The 16,443-nt window shown below is 71.6% G+C and carries 19 protein-coding genes and 2 pseudogenes; 11 read left to right on the top strand and 10 right to left on the bottom strand.

What is annotated here, in order from left to right:
• Positions 1-114: 114 nt before the first annotated feature.
• Entirely contained in the window at positions 115-222 is a 108-nt protein-coding gene (locus tag P8T65_RS46230) for a hypothetical protein (protein WP_316731411.1), read from the bottom strand.
• Positions 223-708: 486 nt separating this feature from the next.
• Between P8T65_RS46230 and P8T65_RS46225 the strand changes: the two genes are divergently transcribed.
• The gene (locus P8T65_RS46225; RefSeq protein WP_316731410.1) at positions 709-1,614 is read left to right on the top strand and encodes an IclR family transcriptional regulator; all 906 of its coding nucleotides are present in this window, start codon (positions 709-711) and stop codon (positions 1,612-1,614) included.
• A gap of 180 nt (positions 1,615-1,794) precedes the next feature.
• Positions 1,795-2,100, top strand: a pseudogene (locus P8T65_RS47585) (alcohol dehydrogenase catalytic domain-containing protein); the annotation flags it as partial.
• A 2-nt stretch (positions 2,101-2,102) separates the two neighbouring features.
• Here P8T65_RS47585 and P8T65_RS46215 read toward each other — a convergent pair.
• Positions 2,103-2,294, bottom strand: a complete 192-nt coding sequence (locus tag P8T65_RS46215) for a hypothetical protein (protein WP_316731408.1) — start codon at positions 2,292-2,294, stop codon at positions 2,103-2,105.
• Positions 2,295-2,336: 42 nt separating this feature from the next.
• Between P8T65_RS46215 and P8T65_RS46210 the strand changes: the two genes are divergently transcribed.
• Complete coding sequence (locus P8T65_RS46210; protein WP_316731407.1) at positions 2,337-2,582, top strand: hypothetical protein; 246 nt, start codon at positions 2,337-2,339, stop codon at positions 2,580-2,582.
• 84 nt (positions 2,583-2,666) lie between these two features.
• Positions 2,667-4,127 carry an aldehyde dehydrogenase family protein gene (locus P8T65_RS46205; RefSeq protein ID WP_316731406.1) on the top strand — a complete coding sequence of 487 codons (1,461 nt, stop codon included), beginning with the start codon at positions 2,667-2,669 and terminating at the stop codon, positions 4,125-4,127.
• Here the strand turns inward: P8T65_RS46205 and P8T65_RS46200 are convergent.
• Positions 4,115-5,071, bottom strand: coding sequence for an AraC family transcriptional regulator (locus P8T65_RS46200; protein WP_316731405.1), 957 nt, complete (start codon positions 5,069-5,071; stop codon positions 4,115-4,117). The two genes, P8T65_RS46205 and P8T65_RS46200, sit on opposite strands and share 13 nt — an antisense overlap.
• A gap of 102 nt (positions 5,072-5,173) precedes the next feature.
• On the opposite strand from P8T65_RS46200, the gene P8T65_RS46195 reads away from it, so the two are divergent.
• Both P8T65_RS46195 and P8T65_RS46190 read left to right on the top strand, forming a co-directional pair.
• Positions 5,174-6,040, top strand: coding sequence for an SDR family oxidoreductase (locus tag P8T65_RS46195; protein ID WP_316731404.1), 867 nt, complete (start codon positions 5,174-5,176; stop codon positions 6,038-6,040).
• A gap of 145 nt (positions 6,041-6,185) precedes the next feature.
• Positions 6,186-6,947, top strand: coding sequence for a nuclear transport factor 2 family protein (locus P8T65_RS46190; RefSeq protein ID WP_316731403.1), 762 nt, complete (start codon positions 6,186-6,188; stop codon positions 6,945-6,947).
• A gap of 905 nt (positions 6,948-7,852) precedes the next feature.
• On the opposite strand, the gene P8T65_RS46185 is transcribed toward P8T65_RS46190, so the two are convergent.
• The 4 genes and pseudogenes from P8T65_RS46185 to P8T65_RS46170 form a co-directional block, all read right to left on the bottom strand.
• Complete coding sequence (locus P8T65_RS46185; protein WP_316731402.1) at positions 7,853-8,380, bottom strand: SMI1/KNR4 family protein; 528 nt, start codon at positions 8,378-8,380, stop codon at positions 7,853-7,855.
• A gap of 41 nt (positions 8,381-8,421) precedes the next feature.
• Positions 8,422-8,955 carry an AAA family ATPase gene (locus P8T65_RS46180; protein ID WP_316731947.1) on the bottom strand — a complete coding sequence of 178 codons (534 nt, stop codon included), beginning with the start codon at positions 8,953-8,955 and terminating at the stop codon, positions 8,422-8,424.
• 218 nt (positions 8,956-9,173) lie between these two features.
• Positions 9,174-9,413, bottom strand: coding sequence for a hypothetical protein (locus P8T65_RS46175; protein ID WP_316731401.1), 240 nt, complete (start codon positions 9,411-9,413; stop codon positions 9,174-9,176).
• 88 nt (positions 9,414-9,501) lie between these two features.
• Positions 9,502-10,297: pseudogene (locus P8T65_RS46170) on the bottom strand (M1 family aminopeptidase); the annotation flags it as partial.
• A 186-nt stretch (positions 10,298-10,483) separates the two neighbouring features.
• On the opposite strand from P8T65_RS46170, the gene P8T65_RS46165 reads away from it, so the two are divergent.
• Positions 10,484-12,064 (top strand): TIGR03086 family metal-binding protein, encoded by a 1,581-nt coding sequence (locus P8T65_RS46165; RefSeq protein ID WP_316731400.1) that lies wholly within the window; start codon positions 10,484-10,486, stop codon positions 12,062-12,064.
• Between the two features lie 18 nt (positions 12,065-12,082).
• Here P8T65_RS46165 and P8T65_RS46160 read toward each other — a convergent pair whose 3' ends face one another.
• Positions 12,083-12,982, bottom strand: a complete 900-nt coding sequence (locus tag P8T65_RS46160; protein ID WP_316731399.1) for an aminoglycoside phosphotransferase family protein — start codon at positions 12,980-12,982, stop codon at positions 12,083-12,085.
• A gap of 77 nt (positions 12,983-13,059) precedes the next feature.
• Between P8T65_RS46160 and P8T65_RS46155 the strand changes: the two genes are divergently transcribed.
• From P8T65_RS46155 to P8T65_RS46145, 3 genes are all read left to right on the top strand, one after another.
• Positions 13,060-13,827, top strand: a complete 768-nt coding sequence (locus P8T65_RS46155) for a GntR family transcriptional regulator (protein WP_316731398.1) — start codon at positions 13,060-13,062, stop codon at positions 13,825-13,827.
• 35 nt (positions 13,828-13,862) lie between these two features.
• Positions 13,863-15,029, top strand: coding sequence for an FAD-binding oxidoreductase (locus P8T65_RS46150; RefSeq protein WP_316731397.1), 1,167 nt, complete (start codon positions 13,863-13,865; stop codon positions 15,027-15,029).
• 79 nt (positions 15,030-15,108) lie between these two features.
• The gene (locus tag P8T65_RS46145) at positions 15,109-15,258 is read left to right on the top strand and encodes a hypothetical protein (RefSeq protein WP_316731396.1); all 150 of its coding nucleotides are present in this window, start codon (positions 15,109-15,111) and stop codon (positions 15,256-15,258) included.
• Between the two features lie 25 nt (positions 15,259-15,283).
• Here the strand turns inward: P8T65_RS46145 and P8T65_RS46140 are convergent, their stop codons facing one another.
• Both P8T65_RS46140 and P8T65_RS46135 read right to left on the bottom strand, forming a co-directional pair.
• Positions 15,284-15,913, bottom strand: a complete 630-nt coding sequence (locus P8T65_RS46140) for a class I SAM-dependent methyltransferase (protein ID WP_316731395.1) — start codon at positions 15,911-15,913, stop codon at positions 15,284-15,286.
• 62 nt (positions 15,914-15,975) lie between these two features.
• Positions 15,976-16,230, bottom strand: coding sequence for a hypothetical protein (locus tag P8T65_RS46135; protein ID WP_316731394.1), 255 nt, complete (start codon positions 16,228-16,230; stop codon positions 15,976-15,978).
• Between P8T65_RS46135 and P8T65_RS46130 the strand changes: the two genes are divergently transcribed.
• Positions 16,229-16,363, top strand: a complete 135-nt coding sequence (locus P8T65_RS46130; protein WP_316731393.1) for a hypothetical protein — start codon at positions 16,229-16,231, stop codon at positions 16,361-16,363. The two genes, P8T65_RS46135 and P8T65_RS46130, sit on opposite strands and share 2 nt — an antisense overlap.
• Positions 16,364-16,443 lie beyond the last annotated feature (80 nt).

Below are 16,443 nucleotides of genomic sequence, written 5' to 3'. Positions count from 1 at the left end.
GGGGAGGGGCCCCCTGCCGCGGCAGATGGTAACCGACGGGTAGCGGCTGGAGAGCGAACCAGTCGATCAGCACGCTCCCCGGCCCACGCCACTCCCCCACCAGTGCGCGTGCCGTCACCCGTCGCGGACGGCGGCGAGGACACAGCCGTCGACGAGGATGTCGACGCCGTTCAGGAGACTCGCCTCGTCGGAGATCATGAACGCGACGACGGCCGCGACCACCTCCGAGCGGCCGGTGCGGCGGAGGGGGTGTTACGTCCATGAGCCGCCGCATCGCTGCCTGCGGGGCCGCCTCCTGTCGGCCCTGCGGGGTGTCGATGATGCCCGGTGCCAGCGAGCAGACGCGGGCCCCGACCGGTCCGAGCCGCACCGCTTCCCTGCACGCGAAGCGGGCCACGCCGTACTGCGCCCACGGGTAGACCGGCGTGGACTGCTCGATGTCCTTGTCGACCCTCTCCCGGCTCCACCCGCACGAGCCGGGGGACATGGAGGAGAAGTAGACGTGGGCGGTGCCCTCGGTGGCGAGCGGCCGCAGCGCTTCGGTCAGCAGAGCGGTGCCGATCAGGTCGGCCTCGAAGACACGGCGCCGGTCGGCCATGCTGGGCGAGATTCCGGCCGCGTGGGCGACGGCCCGCAGCGTACGGGTGTGATCATCCGGTCTGTCGGAGCGTGTTCCGATAGTTCAAACGCTCGGCGCTACGATACGACATGACCTCCCGGACACCGCCGTCGGCATCCGACGAGCCCAAGCCTCCCCTCGCGGCCCACGACCCCGAGGACACCGGGGACCGCGAGGACACCGTGGCGCCCCCGAAGGCGGCGGTCGCCGCCGGGTTCTCCCAGTCGCTGGAACGCGGCCTGCTGATCCTGTCCTCGTTCAGCGAGAACCGCCCTGTGCTGGGCATCTCCGACCTGGGGCGCGCGGTCGGCCTCAATCGCAGCACCGCCTACCGGTACGTGGCCACACTCGCCAAACTCGGCTATCTGCAACAGGATCCGGACTCCCGGAAATACTCCCTGGGGCCCAAGGTCGTCGACCTCGGATTCGCGGCGATCAACTCCATGGAGATCACCCGCGTCGCCGGGCCGTTCCTCCAGGCCCTGTCGGACGAGACCGGCTACACCGTGAGCATGGCCGTGCTCGACGGCCCGGACATCGTCTACGTCGACCGGCGGCGCAGCGGACGCGCGCGCACCTTCGCCCTGGGGCTCCACCTGCATGTCGGCTCCCGCCTTCCGGCGTACTGCACGTCGATGGGCAAGGTCCTGCTCGCGCACCAGGAGCCGGCCGTACTGCGCGACCTGGTCGATCGCACGGATCTCGCCCGGCGAGGGCCCAAGACGATCACCGCGCGGGAGCAGCTCATGGCGGCTCTGGCACGGGTCCGGCGGACCGGGTTCGCGCTCAGCGACGAGGAACTCGCGCCAGGGCTGCGGTCGCTGGCCGCGCCGGTGCGGGACCGTTCCGGCGCCGTGGTGGCCGCGGTCAATGTCGCAGTGCACCTCACGGTGTGGAACGTCTCGGTGGAGTCCGTCATGGCACGCCTGGAGGCTCCCCTGCGGCGCGCGACGACGGAGATCTCGGTCCGGCTCGGCCATCGGCCGCAGTCCTGACCGGGAGGGGGTGCCGGACGAGTTTGTTTGAATAGTCAAAACACTGGTCTTCGGATACGAAACAGCTCGGCCTCGTTTCATTGACACCGGCTCCGGACGGGCGCAGACTCACGCCGCCACAGCCTGTGGATCTAAGTTCACCAGGAGAACAGCGCTGTTCCCTGTGTCCGGGAGGCCGCCATGCGCATACACGCCGCCGTCTTCGACGAGCAGGACGGCCCGTTCCGGCTTCAGGACGTCGAGCAAGTGCTCGGTCACGAAAGCGCGGGGGTCGTGACCGCGGTGGGTGCCGGTGTCACGTCGGTGTGGGAGGGCGACCACGTCGTGATCGGCTGGCCCTGGTACGGCGAGTGCGACAACTGCCCGGCGGGTGAGCCCCGTTACTGCGCCCGGCTCGACGAGCTCTTCGTCGGCGGAGTCCGGCCGGGGAACGGGGCCTCCGCCCTGCGCCGCCCGGACGGAGGCGCCCTCCACGGACACTTCTTCGGTCAGTCGTCGTTCGCCACGCACTCCCTGGCGCGGGCCGACAGCCTGGTGAAGGTCCCCCCCGGCGTCCCGCTCGACCTGCTCGGGGGGCCGGCCGCCGCCGTCATGGCCGCCCGCAACAGCGGCGCGACCACGATCATCGCCGTCGACCGGCTCGCCTCCCGGCTGAAGCCGGCGGCGGAACTCGGTGCCACGCACACCGTGTACGCCGAAACGACACGGACCCCGTCGCCGCAGTGCACGACATCTGCGGCGGGCCCGCCGGCAACGCCCTGGAGTGCACCGGCATCATCTCCGTCGTACGCCAGGCAGCGGACACCGTGGGCATGCTCGGCACCTGCGCGCTCATCGAGTTGTACCGCCAGGGCCGCTTCCCCATGGATCGCCTCGTCCCCAGGTACGCGTTCGACCAGATCGAAGAGGCACTGATGGCGTCGTACGCCGGTGACGTCATCAAGCCGATCGTCCACATGCCCACCTGACCTTCGCAAACTGCTCCAACCCCCGCACACCCCGTGGCCCGCCACGACTGCCCGTACCGATGCCCGTACCGAAAGAAGCCCTTCATGTCTCTCACCCGTGAACTCCACATCGACGGCAAGGACGTCCCCGCCCTTTCCGGCCGCACCGCCGAGGACGTCAACCCCTACACCGGCGAGGTCTACGCGACGGTCGCCGCGGCCGGCCCGCAGGACGTGGCCCTGGCCGTGGACGCCGCCGACGCCGCGTTCGCCGCATGGGCCGCGCTCGCGCCGTTCGCCCGTCGCGCGATCTTCCTCAAGGCAGCGGATCTGCTGGACGCGCGTGCCGAGCAGGTCGCCGAGATCATGGCCCGGGAGGCGGGCGGCACCCGGCCGTGGGCGTACTTCAACGTGGCGCTGGCGGCGAACATCCTGCGGGAGGCGGCGGCCGCGATCACCGCGCCGCGCGGCGAGGTCCTCAGCAGCCAGAAGGAGGGCGCGCTCGGTCTCGCGGTGCGTGAACCGCTGGGCGTGGTGGCGGCGTTCGCGCCGTGGAACGCGCCCGTCATCCTCGGTGTACGGGCCGTCGCGGCGCCGCTGGCCGCCGGGAACACGGTCGTCGTCAAGCCCAGCGAGGACGCGCCGATCGCCTGCGGCCTGCTGGTCGCGGACGTGTTCCGCGAGGCGGGCCTCCCCGACGGCGTGCTCAACGTCGTCACCAACGCCCCCGAGGACGCCGCGGAGATCGCCGAGGCGCTGATCTCCGACGAGCGGGTACGCGCGGTGAACTTCACCGGCTCCACCGGCGTCGGCCGGATCATCGGCGAGCACGCGGCCCGTCATCTCAAGCCCGCCGTGCTGGAGTTGGGCGGCAAGAACTCCGTGATCGTGCTCGACGACGCCGATGTGGACTACGCGGTCGACGCCGTCACCTTCAGCGTCTTCATGAACGCCGGGCAGATCTGCATGTCCGGCGACCGCATCCTCGTCCACGAGTCGCTGGCCGAGGAGTTCGCGCAGAAGTTCACCGCCAAGGTCGCCGGTCTCCAGGCCGGGGACCCGAACCACCCGCACACCGTGGTCGGCCCGCTGGTCAGCGCCTCCGCCGCACAGCGCGTCGCCTCGCTGGTCAAGGACGCCGTCGCCAAGGGCGCCACGGTGCTCACCGGGGGCGGGCAGCCCGAGGGCGCGGTGCACCCGGCGACCGTGCTCACCGACGTCCCCAAGGACGCCGACCTGTACTACGCGGAGGCCTTCGGGCCGATCTGCGTGGTCGAGACGTTCGGCGACGATGCGGACGCCGTGGCGGTCGCCAACGACACCGACAACGGTCTGAGCTGCGGCATCATCACCGAGAACGCCACCCACGGACTGGCCGTCGCGCGCCGGATCCGTACCGGCATCGTGCACGTGAACGACCAGTCGGTGGCGGACGAGCCGATGGCCCCCTTCGGCGGGATCAAGGCCTCCGGCTACGGGCGCTTCGGCGGCCGCTGGGGCATCGAGGCGTTCTCCAACACCCGCTGGGTGACCATCGCGACCCAGCAGGCCCACTATCCGTTCTGATCGGTCCGTCCGTCGGCGCCCCGGCCGGGCGCCGTCGACGGCTCCGATCCTGCGGCACGCCCCCGTACCCCGATGCGAAAGTCGATCGGGGTACGACCCGTGCGCTGTATGAAGAACTTGCTGAACTGGGAAGGCGTGACGAAGCCGAGGCGGTCCGAGATCCGGGCCGCGCTGTCGTCGCTGTGTGCCAGCAGACGCTTCGCCTCCAGCACGACCCTGCGGTCGATGAACTCCTTCGCGCTGAGCCCGGCGCCCGACAGGGTCGCCCGGGCCAGCGTGCGCCCCGAGTAGCCGAGCATCTGGGCGTAGTCCTCCACCCGTCGGGTGGCGGTGAAGTGCCGTTCGACCGCGTCCCGGAAGCGCAGGTAGGTCGCGTCGGGCTCCGGAGCGGGGCCGTCGGATGGGCCGGTGAGGTGTGCCAGCCGCAGCAGGAGGACGGCGAGCAGGTGCCGCAGAGCCGCGATGTGCATGTCGAGAGGCAGACGGCCGAGGGACCGGAACTCTTGACTCAGGTGGTCCGCGGCCATGGCCACCGCCTCGGCGTCGGCCGCGCCGGGAGCGGTGACGACCGGTGCGTACGGATCGTCGACCCTCGCGGCTGTCGCCGTGGCCGGGTCCAGCACGTCCTGCTGGAAGAGGATGAGGGTGCCCTCGGCGTGGGCGAGGTCGCCCCACTGGTGCACCTGCCCCGGGCGGACCCAGAGCCAGGAGCCCGGACGCAGGGCGTAGCCGTCGAAGTCGACGACGTGCCGGAGGGCGCCCGAGGTGAGCGTGAGCAGATGATGGAATCCGGGGCGTCGGGGCCGGGCAAGGGCGTCCTCGGAGACGCGCCGCCGTAGCTCGGCCAGCGACATGACCTCGATGCCGGCGGGTGTACCGGCGGGCGCGGCGAAGAGGATCTCCGGGATGTCGCGTGGGGAGTCGTGTCGGTTTTTGGCCATCATCAGTCGGAAGTTTATCCGGCTTCCTCCCAGCTCTCTCCGTATGTTGACAGTGCCGCTGGGGAGGGAGGGGGGAACGGAACGTCTACGGGAAGGCATGCCCACATGTCTGGAACCACCGCCGCATCCACCCCCACGACCGTCGTCACCGGGTCCACCGGTCGGATCGGCGGCCGCGTCGCCCGACGTCTGGCGGAGCGAGGACTGCCGCAGAAACTCCTGGTCCGCAGCCCGGAGCGCGCCCCTCGGCTGACCGGGGCGGTCGCCGTGCGCGGCGAGTACGCAGACCGGGACGCCGTGCTGGACGCCCTCGCGGGCACTCGGACGCTCTTCATGGTCTCCGCCTCCGAGAGCGCCGACCGGCTCGCCCAGCACAAGGCGTTCGTGGACGCCGCCGTCGAGGCGGGTGTACGGCACCTGGTGTACCTCTCGTTCTACGGTGCGGCGCCCGACGCCACCTTCACCCTGGCGCGCGACCACTTCCACACCGAGCGGCACATCCGCGCGAGCGGGCTGGCGTACACCTTCCTCCGGGACAACCTCTACGCGGAGTTCGTCCCCGACCTCGTCGGCGAGGACGGCGCCATCCGCGGTCCGGCCGGCAGCGGGCGCGCCGCGTTCGTCGCCCAGGACGACATCGCCGACGCGGCCGACGCGGTGCTGTCCCGGCCGGACGACCACGCGGGCGTGACGTACGACCTGACCGGACCCGACTCGCTCTCGCTGGACGACGCGGCCGCCGTCCTGTCCGAGCGGCTCGGACGTGCCGTCACCTACCGGCAGGAGACCGTCGAGGAGGCCTACGCCTCCCGTGCCGCCTACGGCGCTCCGGACTGGCAGCTGGACGCCTGGGTGTCCACCTACACGGCCATCGCCGCCGGCGAACTGGACGGCGTCAGTGATGCCGTGCCCCGCCTCACCGGCCGTCCCGCCACGCCCCTCGCCGACGTGGTCCATGCCGTGGCCGGCTGACGCACGCAAAGACCAGCGTGTCGCTTTTTGAACATCTTTGGTCGCCATCTCTGCAGGGAAATCTCATGCCGTCGGCATAGTTTGAACACATGTCCGCCGGGCCTTCGAACCGTCCCGGCCAGGTCCCCGAGCAAGGAAGCCAGTCATGAGCAACGCGAAGAACACCGTCCTTCAGGCCGTCACCGAACTCTTCGGGGACAAGGACCCCGCGGCCGTGGACCGCTGGGTGGCCGCGGACTACAAGCAGCACAGCGCGCTCGCCGCCGACGGCCCCGAAGCCCTGCGCGGGCTGGTCGCCGGCCTGGGCGAGAACTTCCGCTACGAGGGCACCCGAGTCATCGCCGACGGTGACCTCGTCGCCCTGCACGGCACCTACCACGGCTTCGGTCCGAACCCCCTCGTCGGGTTCGACATTCTCCGGATCGACGCCGACGGCAAGCTGGCCGAGCACTGGGACGCCCTGACCCCGCTCGTCCTGGACACCGTCTCCGGCCGCTCCCAGACCGACGGCCCCACAGCGGTCACCGAGACCGACAGGACCGACGCCAACCGCGCCCTGGTGGCCGAGTTCGCCGAGCAGGTCCTCGTCGGCGCCGACTACTCGGTGCTCACCGACTACATCTCCACCGAGACCTACCACCAGCACAACACCGACGCCGCCGACGGCCTCGACGGTTTCGGGGCGGCAGCGGCCAAGTGGGCCGAGCAGGGCAAGAACCTCGTCTACAAGAAGGTCCACCGGATCGTCGCCGAGGGCGAGTTCGTCCTGACCCAGTCCGAGGGCGAGTTCGGCGTGCCCGTGGCGTACTACGACCTCTTCCGTGTCGCGGACGGCAGGATCGTCGAGCACTGGGACGTCATCGCCCCCGTGCCTGCCGAACTGCCGCACGGCAACGGCCTGTTCTGACCGGGCCGCACACCGCCCGCCCTCGAACACACGTCAGCGGCGTCAGCACACTCGAAGAAGTGTGAGTCACCCGCCGGTGGCCGACCTCGCGCTCCGACGCGCGAGACCGCCATCGGCGAACCTCGTCCCCCGCACCACCCGAAGCTTTCGATGATGCCGATCCGCGTCGGATCAGATGCCGTCACCGGGACGGAGACCCGGTCCCCCACGCTGCCCTGGCCGCATACTGATCCACCGTCGCCCTCGACGAACCCTTCCGTCCGACGGCGGCCCCTGCCGCGGCCGCCCGGCTGGACGCCCATGTGCGCTCGGCCCTGCGCCTGCTAGGCCCTGTCGTCACATTCCCGTCGTCGCCCGAAGGGCGGCCCCGCGGCGTCGTGGGGGTACCTCCCGGTCGAGCGCAGCCGAGACCGGGGGAGCGTGCTCTCGGCGTGCCGGGCACTGACTCACGTACTGGACGTACTCGGATCAGTGCCCGGTGCGTCGAGAGCGCGTGCATGGCGTCGCGGGGCAGGCGGGAATGTGACGACAGGGCCTAACGCCGCGCCCGGCCGTATCCCGTTCGGGCTGCGGGTCGATGCGCTGACGCACCTCACCGATGCACACGGTGAAACCGATACCGACACCTGCGGCGGCACCGGCACGGCCCGTCGAGTGCTGCTCGAATGCCGGCAGTGGATCGTCGACGGTCGGGACCGACCCGCCCGAGGCCCCGAACCCCCCGCCGGCCGGGGACGCCTGCGAGCCGCCTTGTCACGGAGGGTGTCATGACGCCAGCCTCCCCGCCCGGGTGCCGCGCCGCGCCCCGCATGCGCCCGGCCGGAGCAACGGCTCGGGTACGAACGAGCCACGACCACGTCGCCGCATGGCGCGCCCCCGACGTGCGGCTTCCTCCCGGCGCCCTCTCAGCGGCAGAGGGCCATGACGATGTCGTCGAAGTCGGGGAACTCCTGGGTGGCCAGCTCGATCACGGCTGCGGCCGATCGACGGCGGTCCGGTGCGAAGCGTCCGGCGACAGCCGTCAGTTCGTGATCCGGAGTCGGGGTCCGGTCCGGTTCGTACGAGGTGGCCGCCTCCCAGGGGCCGACCCCGTCCGCCAGCAGCCACAGGAAGTCGCCCAGGTCACGTGCCACGACTCCGGTCTCCCCCTCAGAGCCGAGGAAGACGACGGGTTGGTCCGCCAGGGGCCGGCCCGGCCGGATCAGCCAGAACGCCGCGTACCCGCCCGAGCCGTCCTGGCCGAAGACGCGGAAGGCATCGCCGTCCAGTTGGTCGTTTCCCGTCCATGCCCGCAACCAGTCGGCGGTCTCCTCGGCGGACAGGAACGCCTCGAAAGGTTCGAAGTCGACCCCGTCGCCGCCCGCGTAATCGAACGGAGCGGCCATGGCGGCGGCGAGGGCGGCGGGAAAACCGCGGTCATCGGTGTGCGTCACTCGCACAGGTTAGCGACCAGGCTGCCGCGACCGAGTCCCGGTCAGCGGTCCGCCGGGTGCAGGTGGGCCAGGCCCGTGTCGGTCATGATGCGGTCGACACTCTGCCCCAGGGCGCTGTCGGCGCCGATGACCGTCTCGATCCCGCCGGGCAACAGGTCCCGGGGCCGGTACCACTCCCGCAACCGGGCCTCCTCGACGACCTCGGCGATCGGTTTGGTGGCGTGCCGGGCGAGGGTCTCGTCGAACGGGACGTCCAGGTAGTAGTGGTGGGTCGGTCCCCGATGGTCGGCCCGGAGGCGGGCGAGCATGTCGCCGTAACGGTCGGCGTACAGGATGCCTTCGACGACGACGTGGAAGCCCGCGTCGAGGGCGTAACGTGCCGTCAGGTCGATCAGACCGATGTTCGCCGCGCCCGGCCGGTCGTGTTCGCGGAGCACCGTGCGGCGGAGGTTGTCCTGGCCGACCAGCGCCAGGCCACGACCGAACCGCTCCCGCAGGCCCTCCGCCACGGACGACTTCCCCGAGGCGCTGTTGCCGCGCAGCACGACGAGCCGGGTTTCCTCAGTGCCCATCATCACGACGATCAGGCTACCGACGGCCGACTCGGTGGAGGCGATTCCCCGCGCCGCTCTGTCAACTGCCATCCGGAGGGATCGCCACCGCGCCCGATGAGTTGACGCCATGTCCGGCGTCCGCCTGGTCCGTCACACGGCGCTACCCGTCACCGTCGTCGCGGTCGTGCCGATACCGGGGGCGGTGAGCCCTTCGGCCAGCAATGCGGCCACGCCGTCCGCTAGGAGAAGCAGCCGGTGACGTCGGCTTCGGGGACGGGTGGGACGAGGGGGCGGGAGCCGGTGGCCGTGGTGACGTGGCGCCGGCGGCGGTCGATCGCGACGGCGGGGACCCCAAGGTGAATACGGATGCCCGCGCGGTCGGCGAAGCCGGGCTCGTCGAGGAGCAGACCCGTCGGGCCGGTCCGCCGGAACAGACGGTTCTCCGGTCGCTCTCCCGGAGGCACCACCGGCACCGGCATGCGGACCCTCCTCCGTCGGTACGGCGGCTTGGATGACGGTGTTCGGATCAGTCCGGGCAGCGGCGGGCTGCCGCTGTGTGAGGCATCGTCACCGGATGCGGTGGCTCTCCCAGAACGGGTCCAGGTCCTCGTCCGTCGCCTCCCGGGCCCGCCTTCTTGAACGCGGCCGTGGTGGAGACGCCGTACCAGTGGTCCTCGACGTACCGCTTGAGGAGCCGGGCCATGGTGTCGGCGCCGAGCGTGCGTTCCAGGTCTGCCAGGGCGCAGGATCCGGCGAAGTGGATGAGGTGGTACTCACCACGGTGCTCGGACCAATACGCCATGGAGTTGGTCAGGGCGGCGGTGTCGCTCGGCCAGGAGACTTCCGCCCAGCAGTCGCGGGTCTCCCACCCGTAGAAGCGGGCGTTGGCGTACTGGGCGAAGCTCTCGTCCAGCCACGGTGAGGTGTACTCATCGTTGCCGACGATGCCGTACCACCCCTGGTGCGCCACCTCGTGGACGACGGCGCCGCCCTCCTCGGTGGTGCCGACCAGGACCAAGCCCGGGTACTCCATGCCACCGCCGAAACCGCTGGTCATCACGAGGTCGATCTCGCCGTACGGGTAGCGGCCGAACTCCCCTCCGAAGCGGTCGATCGCGGCGACGGCGTCCACGCGGTTGAGGCGTACTCCCTCGGCCGGGGTGTCGCTCGCCCAGTACGACTTCACGCGCACGCCCCCGGGCGTTGTCTCCGTCGCCGTGCGGAACGGGCCCGCCGCCCACACGAAGTCCCGCACCCGGTGCGCGACGCTCAGCGTGACCGTACGGCCGCTGCCGCCGGGGAGGGCCCGGGTGCGGCCGGTCGCGGGCACCTTCAGAGCCGTGGGGTGGTCGAGCCGGACCCGTGCTACCCGCCGGTGGGCGATCCGACCACGATCGACCTCAGTGACGAGCAACTGCAGATCTACCGTTGCCCAAAATCCCCCGAACACCCGCCTGTGACAGCTCGGGTGTATCAGACCCTGGGTCAGCCGGGCCCGCCCGGCGGGTTGCTTGACTCTCCCACGGAGGGAGAGTCGAGAGTGGAGCGCATGCACAGGGACGACGCCTCGCGGCCCACGTGGAGCATCGGGGCCGTGGCACGGCAGGTCGGTCTGCCCGTGAAAGTGGTGCGGCACTGGTCGGACGTGGGCGTCGTGACACCGGTCGGCCGGACCGGCGGCGGCTACCGCCGCTATGACGCCGCCGGCGTGGCCAGGCTGCACCTGGCCCGCACACTGCGGGACTTGGGGATGGGGCTCGGGGACATCCGGGCTGCCCTGGACCGGGAGGGCGGGCTCACGGAGGTGGCCGCCACACACGTCGAGGCACTGGAGGCGCAGATCCGCCGTCTGCGGACCCACCAGGCCGTCCTGCGCACCGTCACCCGACGTACGACCCACGAAGGACTCGCTCTGATGACGCGCACCGCCCACCTGTCCCCCGACGAACGCCGCGCGCTGGTCCACGACTTCCTCACCGACACCCTCGGCGATCTGGAGGTGCCGCACTTCCGCGAGGGTCTTCTCGCGGCCGGTTCCGACATTCCTGAGGATCCCACAGACGAGCAGGTGGAAGCCTGGCTCGAGCTGGGCGAACTCATCGCCGACGGGGACCTGCGTCCCGCCGTGCGGCGCATGGCCGAGTACGCCGCCCGTCAGAAGCGGGGAGTGCGGGACGCCTCCGTCGCGGAGGAGATGCGCGCCCTCACCGACACCTGGACCGCGCGCGTCCGCGAGGCGATGCGGGCCGGCACCGCGGCGGACTCGCCGGCCGCGGACCAGATCGTCGTCGACGTCGTCGCCGCCTGGTTGCCCAGCCGCGCGAACACCGATCCCACCGTGCACTCCGACGGCACCGAGGCCCGTGCGCTGCTGTGCGAGCAGCTCACCGCCGCGGCCGAACCGGCCGTCGAGCGTTTCTGGCAACTGCTGTGTGTCCTGGGCGGCCGACCCGCGCCCGCCGGCATCGCGGAGGAAGGCCGGTGGCTCGTCACCGCGCTGCGCGCCAACCCCGCGCCCGGTGCCCGGGCCGCCGTACTCGAAGCCCTCTACACGGACGACACCGATCCTTGGCCGGGCGGTGTCCTGAACGCTTTCACGCGTGTCCAGGACACCGTGCACGCACTCGTACGGGCGGCGACGCCGGAGCGGTTCGACCGGCCGACCCCCTGCGAGGCGTGGACCGTACGGGACCTGCTCGGACACCTCGTGTGGGAGAACATCATCTGGGGCGGCCTGGCCCAGGGCACGCCCCCCACCGTCGGCCACACCGAGGACCATCTCGGCGACGACCACATCGCGGCCTTCGAGACCGCCGCCGCCGGGGCCCGCGAGGCGTTCCTGCGACCGGGCGTGCTGGACCGCTCCTTCGGTCCCGCTCCCGGCCGTCGCGTGGTCGAGCAACTCCTCGTCGAACTGCTCGTCCACGGCTGGGACCTCGCGACCGCGCTCGGCCTCGACCGTGACCTGGAGCCCGACGTCGCGCGTGCCGCCCTCCCGGTCGTCCGGGAGATCTACGACGCCCTGCCCCGCACGGCAGGCGGCTCCATCGCCCCGGCGCGGCCCACACCCGAGCACGCCCCGGCCCTCGACCAGGTGGCCGCTTCCCTCGGCCGCCGGATCCCCGGGTAGCGGCATTCCGTCAGCGGTCTAGCCCAGGCCGGAGGTGACCCGGCCGAGCGCCGCCCGGCCGGCGGGGCCCCAGGTCGGCTTGCCGCCGGGAAGGCCCCGGTCTCCGTTCAGGCCCATGAGCATGAGGAACAGGCACTTCATGGCGGCGAGTCCGCGGGCGCGGCGGATCGTCGCCTCGTCGGCACGCGCGTACACGTCGAAGAACCGTGCGGCGGCGCCCTCGGGAAGGACGACCCAGGCGGCCGCGATGTCCCATGCCGGATCGCCGGCGAACATGTCACCGAAGTCGACGACGCCCGCCAGCGTCCCGTCCGCGACGACGACGTTCGCGGGATGCAGATCTCCGTGCACCCACAGCGGCGGACCCTCCCAGTCGGGGGCCGCGACGGCGTCGTTCCAGACGGCCCGGACCTCATCGGCCGAGCCGCCCAGAGGTACGGCGTGGAAGAAGTGGTCGAAGCCTCCGGTGGACTTGCTGGGGTGACCGCCGCGGTCCGTACTGATCGGCGCATCGGCGGGCGCCTCCACGTGAAGTGCCCTGAGGAAGTGCGCCAACTCCGCGGCGGCGTGGTCCCCACGGCTGATGGAACTGTGGTCCAGCGGCTCGCCCGGGACCCAGGTCATGACGGTCCAGGGTTGGGGGAAGCGCGCGGACGGTTCGCCGGTGCGTACGGGTCTCGGGACCGGGAGCGGCAGGCGCGGGGCCAGGACGGGCAGCCACCGACGCTCCCCGCTCTGGAGATCCGGGGCACGTTGCGTGCGCGGCATGCGCACGGCCAACTCGTCCCCGAGGCGCCACATTTGGTTGTCCCAGCCGCCCGCCACCGCACGGAGGGGCAGCCCCGCGAGGTCCGGGTGCTGGTCCTGGAGAAGATCGCGCACCAGCTCCGCGGTGATCTCGATCTCGACTTCGGTCATGCGGAGCCACGGTACGAGATCCATCAACTCCACCAATTGACCGGACAATTGGTGGATTGTATGGTCAATGTGTTGGGGTGCGACTGGGAACCACGTCGCCGGACGGCGGATTCGAGGAACGGACTGGTCAGTTGGCCGCGCCGCTCTACGTACAGATCAGACGACAGATCGAAGCGAGGATCCGGGCCGGGGAACTGCCTCCCGGCACCCGGTTGCCGACCGAGAAGGATCTCTCCGTCGAGCACGGCGTCAGTCGTGCCACGGCGCAGCGGGTCCTCAACGACCTTGCGGAGGCGGGGTTGGCGATCCGCCGACGGCGGCACGGTACGTTCGTCGCGGACGTGGCGCGGCAGATCAACCTGCTCAACTTCGTCACCCCGGCGACAGCCGCCAAGGGCACACCGGGCCGCCACGAGGTCGTCTCGGCGCGGATCGTCCGGGCCGCCGACGCGGTCCTGGCCCTTCCCGGCGCCGCCGGGGACACGGCCGTGGTGGAGCTGGTCCGCCGCAAGCTGGACGTGCGCGAGGAGCCGCAGTCGGTCGAACGGCACGTGGTGCTCTTCGCGGCCGCCCCCGACCTGCTGAACGAGAACCTCGAAGACCTCGTCACCCTCCCCTATCTGCGGCGCAGGGGCGTGCCGGTCGACGCGATCCGGCTCTACCTCGACCCCGTGGTCCTCGGCGAGCGGGACGCCGCACTGCTGAACAGCGAGGTCGGGACACCGGCGTTGATGCGGCGCAGGGAATTGCGCGCCGAGGACGCGACCACCGTCGAGGTCGTCACGACCCTCGTCCGTCCGGGAACCGCCGAGTTCTTCCTGGAGCTGCCGGTCCCGGCCATGTGAGCACCAGTCGCCTCCGGAAAGGGGATGCGCGAACCATGAAGGTCGTCATCATCGGTGCCGGTGTCCTGGGCGTGAGTGTCGCGAGGCAGCTCGCCGTCGCCGGCCAGGATGTTCTTCTCCTCGATCAGCGGGGAGCGGGCACGGGGACGAGCGCGACCACCTTCGCCTGGACCAACTCCAGCAGGAAGCCCGACCCGGCATACCACCGGCTGAACCTCGCGGGGATGGAGGAGCACGCCAGGCTCGCCGAGCGGCTGCCCGGTGCGCCGTCCTACTTCCGCAGCGGAGCACTGCAATGGGCGGACGCCGCGAACGAGCAGCGGCTCGCCGACAACGTGGCACGGCTGCGGTCCCTCGGCTACCCCGTGCACTGGGTCACGGTCGACGAGGCCACGCGGACAGCGGGCGAACTCCGCGTCCCGGCGACCATCACCTCCATCGCGCACTTCCCCGGCGAGGGGTATGTACTGCCGGAGCTCTTCGTACGGAACCTGCTGACGGACGCGGAGCGGCACGGCGCCGGATACCTGATCGGCGAGGTCGAGGCCATCGACGACGGGCCGGACGCGGTCGCCGTCACCCTGGTCGGGGGCCAGGTCCACACAGGCGATCGCGTCGTCCTGGCGGCGGGCCGCTGGACCGGGCGGCTCGCCGCCCGGTCCGGCATCGACATCCCGATGGTGACCGACACCGGTCGTGGAGCGCAGACGGTCGGCCTCCTCGGGTACGCCACGTCCCCCGTCCTCGACCTGCGCTGCGTGGTGCACAGCCCGGGTCTCAACCTCCGCCCCGCCGCCGACGGGGGCACGGTCCTGCAAGCCCTGGACCTGAACGCGGACGTCGACCCGGCAAGACCGCCGACCGACGACGGGGACCTCGCGCGCATCCTCGCCCGGCGGTTCACCGCGCTGCTGCCCGGCCCTCGCCGGGAGCCGCGGATCGACCTGCGGGTGGGCCTGCGGTCGCTGCCGGCGGACGGCCACACCATCGCCGGCTACGCCTCCGCGCGGTCCCGCGTCTACTGCCTCGTCTCGCACAGCGGCGTCACCCTGGCACCGATCCTGGGGCGGCTGGTCGCGGCCGAGCTCACCACCGATCACGAGCAGAGCCTCCTCGGGGCCTTCCGGCCCACTCGGTTCCGTGGCGTGGCCCGCTCGGACATCGAGGTGGACCAACGGGCCGTCGGTCTGGGCGAGCAGTAGGAGCGCGTGCCGTACGGGGCTGTCGCGTCCGGCGTCTCCCGCGGCCGACCTCGCGATCGGCGCGTACGGCGAGGACCTCGTGCCGAACGGTTACGACGACGGCGCGGCATGGGTGCTGCGGGGCGCGGTCGCCGGCCTGACGACCACATCGGCGATGTCCTTCAACGCGACGGACTTCGGCTACCCGGTGGTGGCGGGCCGGAAGTTCGCGAGCGTCCTCGCCCGCTGAGGCCCGCCGGGCACGGCCGGGCCGCTCAGGTCGTGGAGCGGGAGTGCACGCTGACGGCGTAGCCGCAGCCGTCCTCGTAGGGCTCGCCGCTCCATGTGGCGTACCGCTGACGGAGGGTCAGTCCGGCCTCGCCGCACCACTGGTCGAACTCGGTGAGGGTCACCGTCGGTTCCGGCAGCGGAAGATGGGCCGCGTCCAGGCCCATGCCGGTGACCAGCAGCCCGCCGGAGCGCAGTACGGCGGCGAACTGCCGGACGACCGTCGCCTCGGTGCCGGGGGCCAGGAGAGGGATGACGTTCCCGGCGGCGATCGTCAGGTCGTACCCCGGTTCCAGGCCCAGGGTGTCCAGACGGGCCAGGTCACCGAGGAGCCACTCCTGCACGGGGGCTTCCCGGCGGGCGACGGCGAGCATCGAGGGGTCGATGTCCACGCCGGTGCAGGAGTGCCCCAGTTCGGCGAGCCGGATCGCGATCCTGCCGGTGCCGCAGCCGGCGTCGAGGACCCGGGCGGCGGGCTCTGCCAGCAGCGTCGCGCAGAAATGGGCCTCGCCGTGGACGTCGTGGCCCGACGCGGCGAGCCGAGCGAAACGCCGGGCGTACTCCTCCCCGGCCTGTCCGCCGGTCAGTTCGGCCCAACGGTCGCGATCTCCGGTCATGCCAGGATCTTAGCGGTGGGCTCCCGGCCGCCCGGGGCGCGCGTGCGGGATCCCGGATCGGCTCAGCCCTGGTCGACCACCTCGCCCAGCCGCTCGGGGAAGACGACCCCCGTCAGTTCCTCGGAGCCGGTCCACAGATGCGCGGCCGCGACGGGGTCGCCGGCCCGGGCGGAACGGCCGACTCGGGGTGGGACCGCCGCGTACAGCGTGGGCAGGGCACCGGCGGAGGCGTCCTGCGCGTGGACGCGGTTGGCCAGGCGGCCGAAGAAGCGCAGGACCGCGGAGGCGTTGCCGTCCTGGAGGTCGGACGACGTCATGTTCTGCAGAAATGTCGACGACCGCCTCATCGCCGGGGACTCCACGCCTGGCAACGACCGCTCCTTCGGGGACGGCGGCACCGACACCTGCACGAAAGACGCCAACGACCTGAAGGACAGCTGCGAGCGCTGACCGTCTCCGCGCCCGGGCCGGCGCAGCGGCGGGAACCCGGCAGCTCAGGCCTTCGGGGCTGAGGGAGGGTTTCCACCGCT

This window comes from Streptomyces sp. 11x1 (genome assembly GCF_032598905.1).
Lineage (GTDB): Bacteria > Actinomycetota > Actinomycetes > Streptomycetales > Streptomycetaceae > Streptomyces.
The sequence above is the reverse complement of the archived record's forward strand: the minus strand, read 5'-3'. Positions and strand labels throughout refer to the sequence as shown.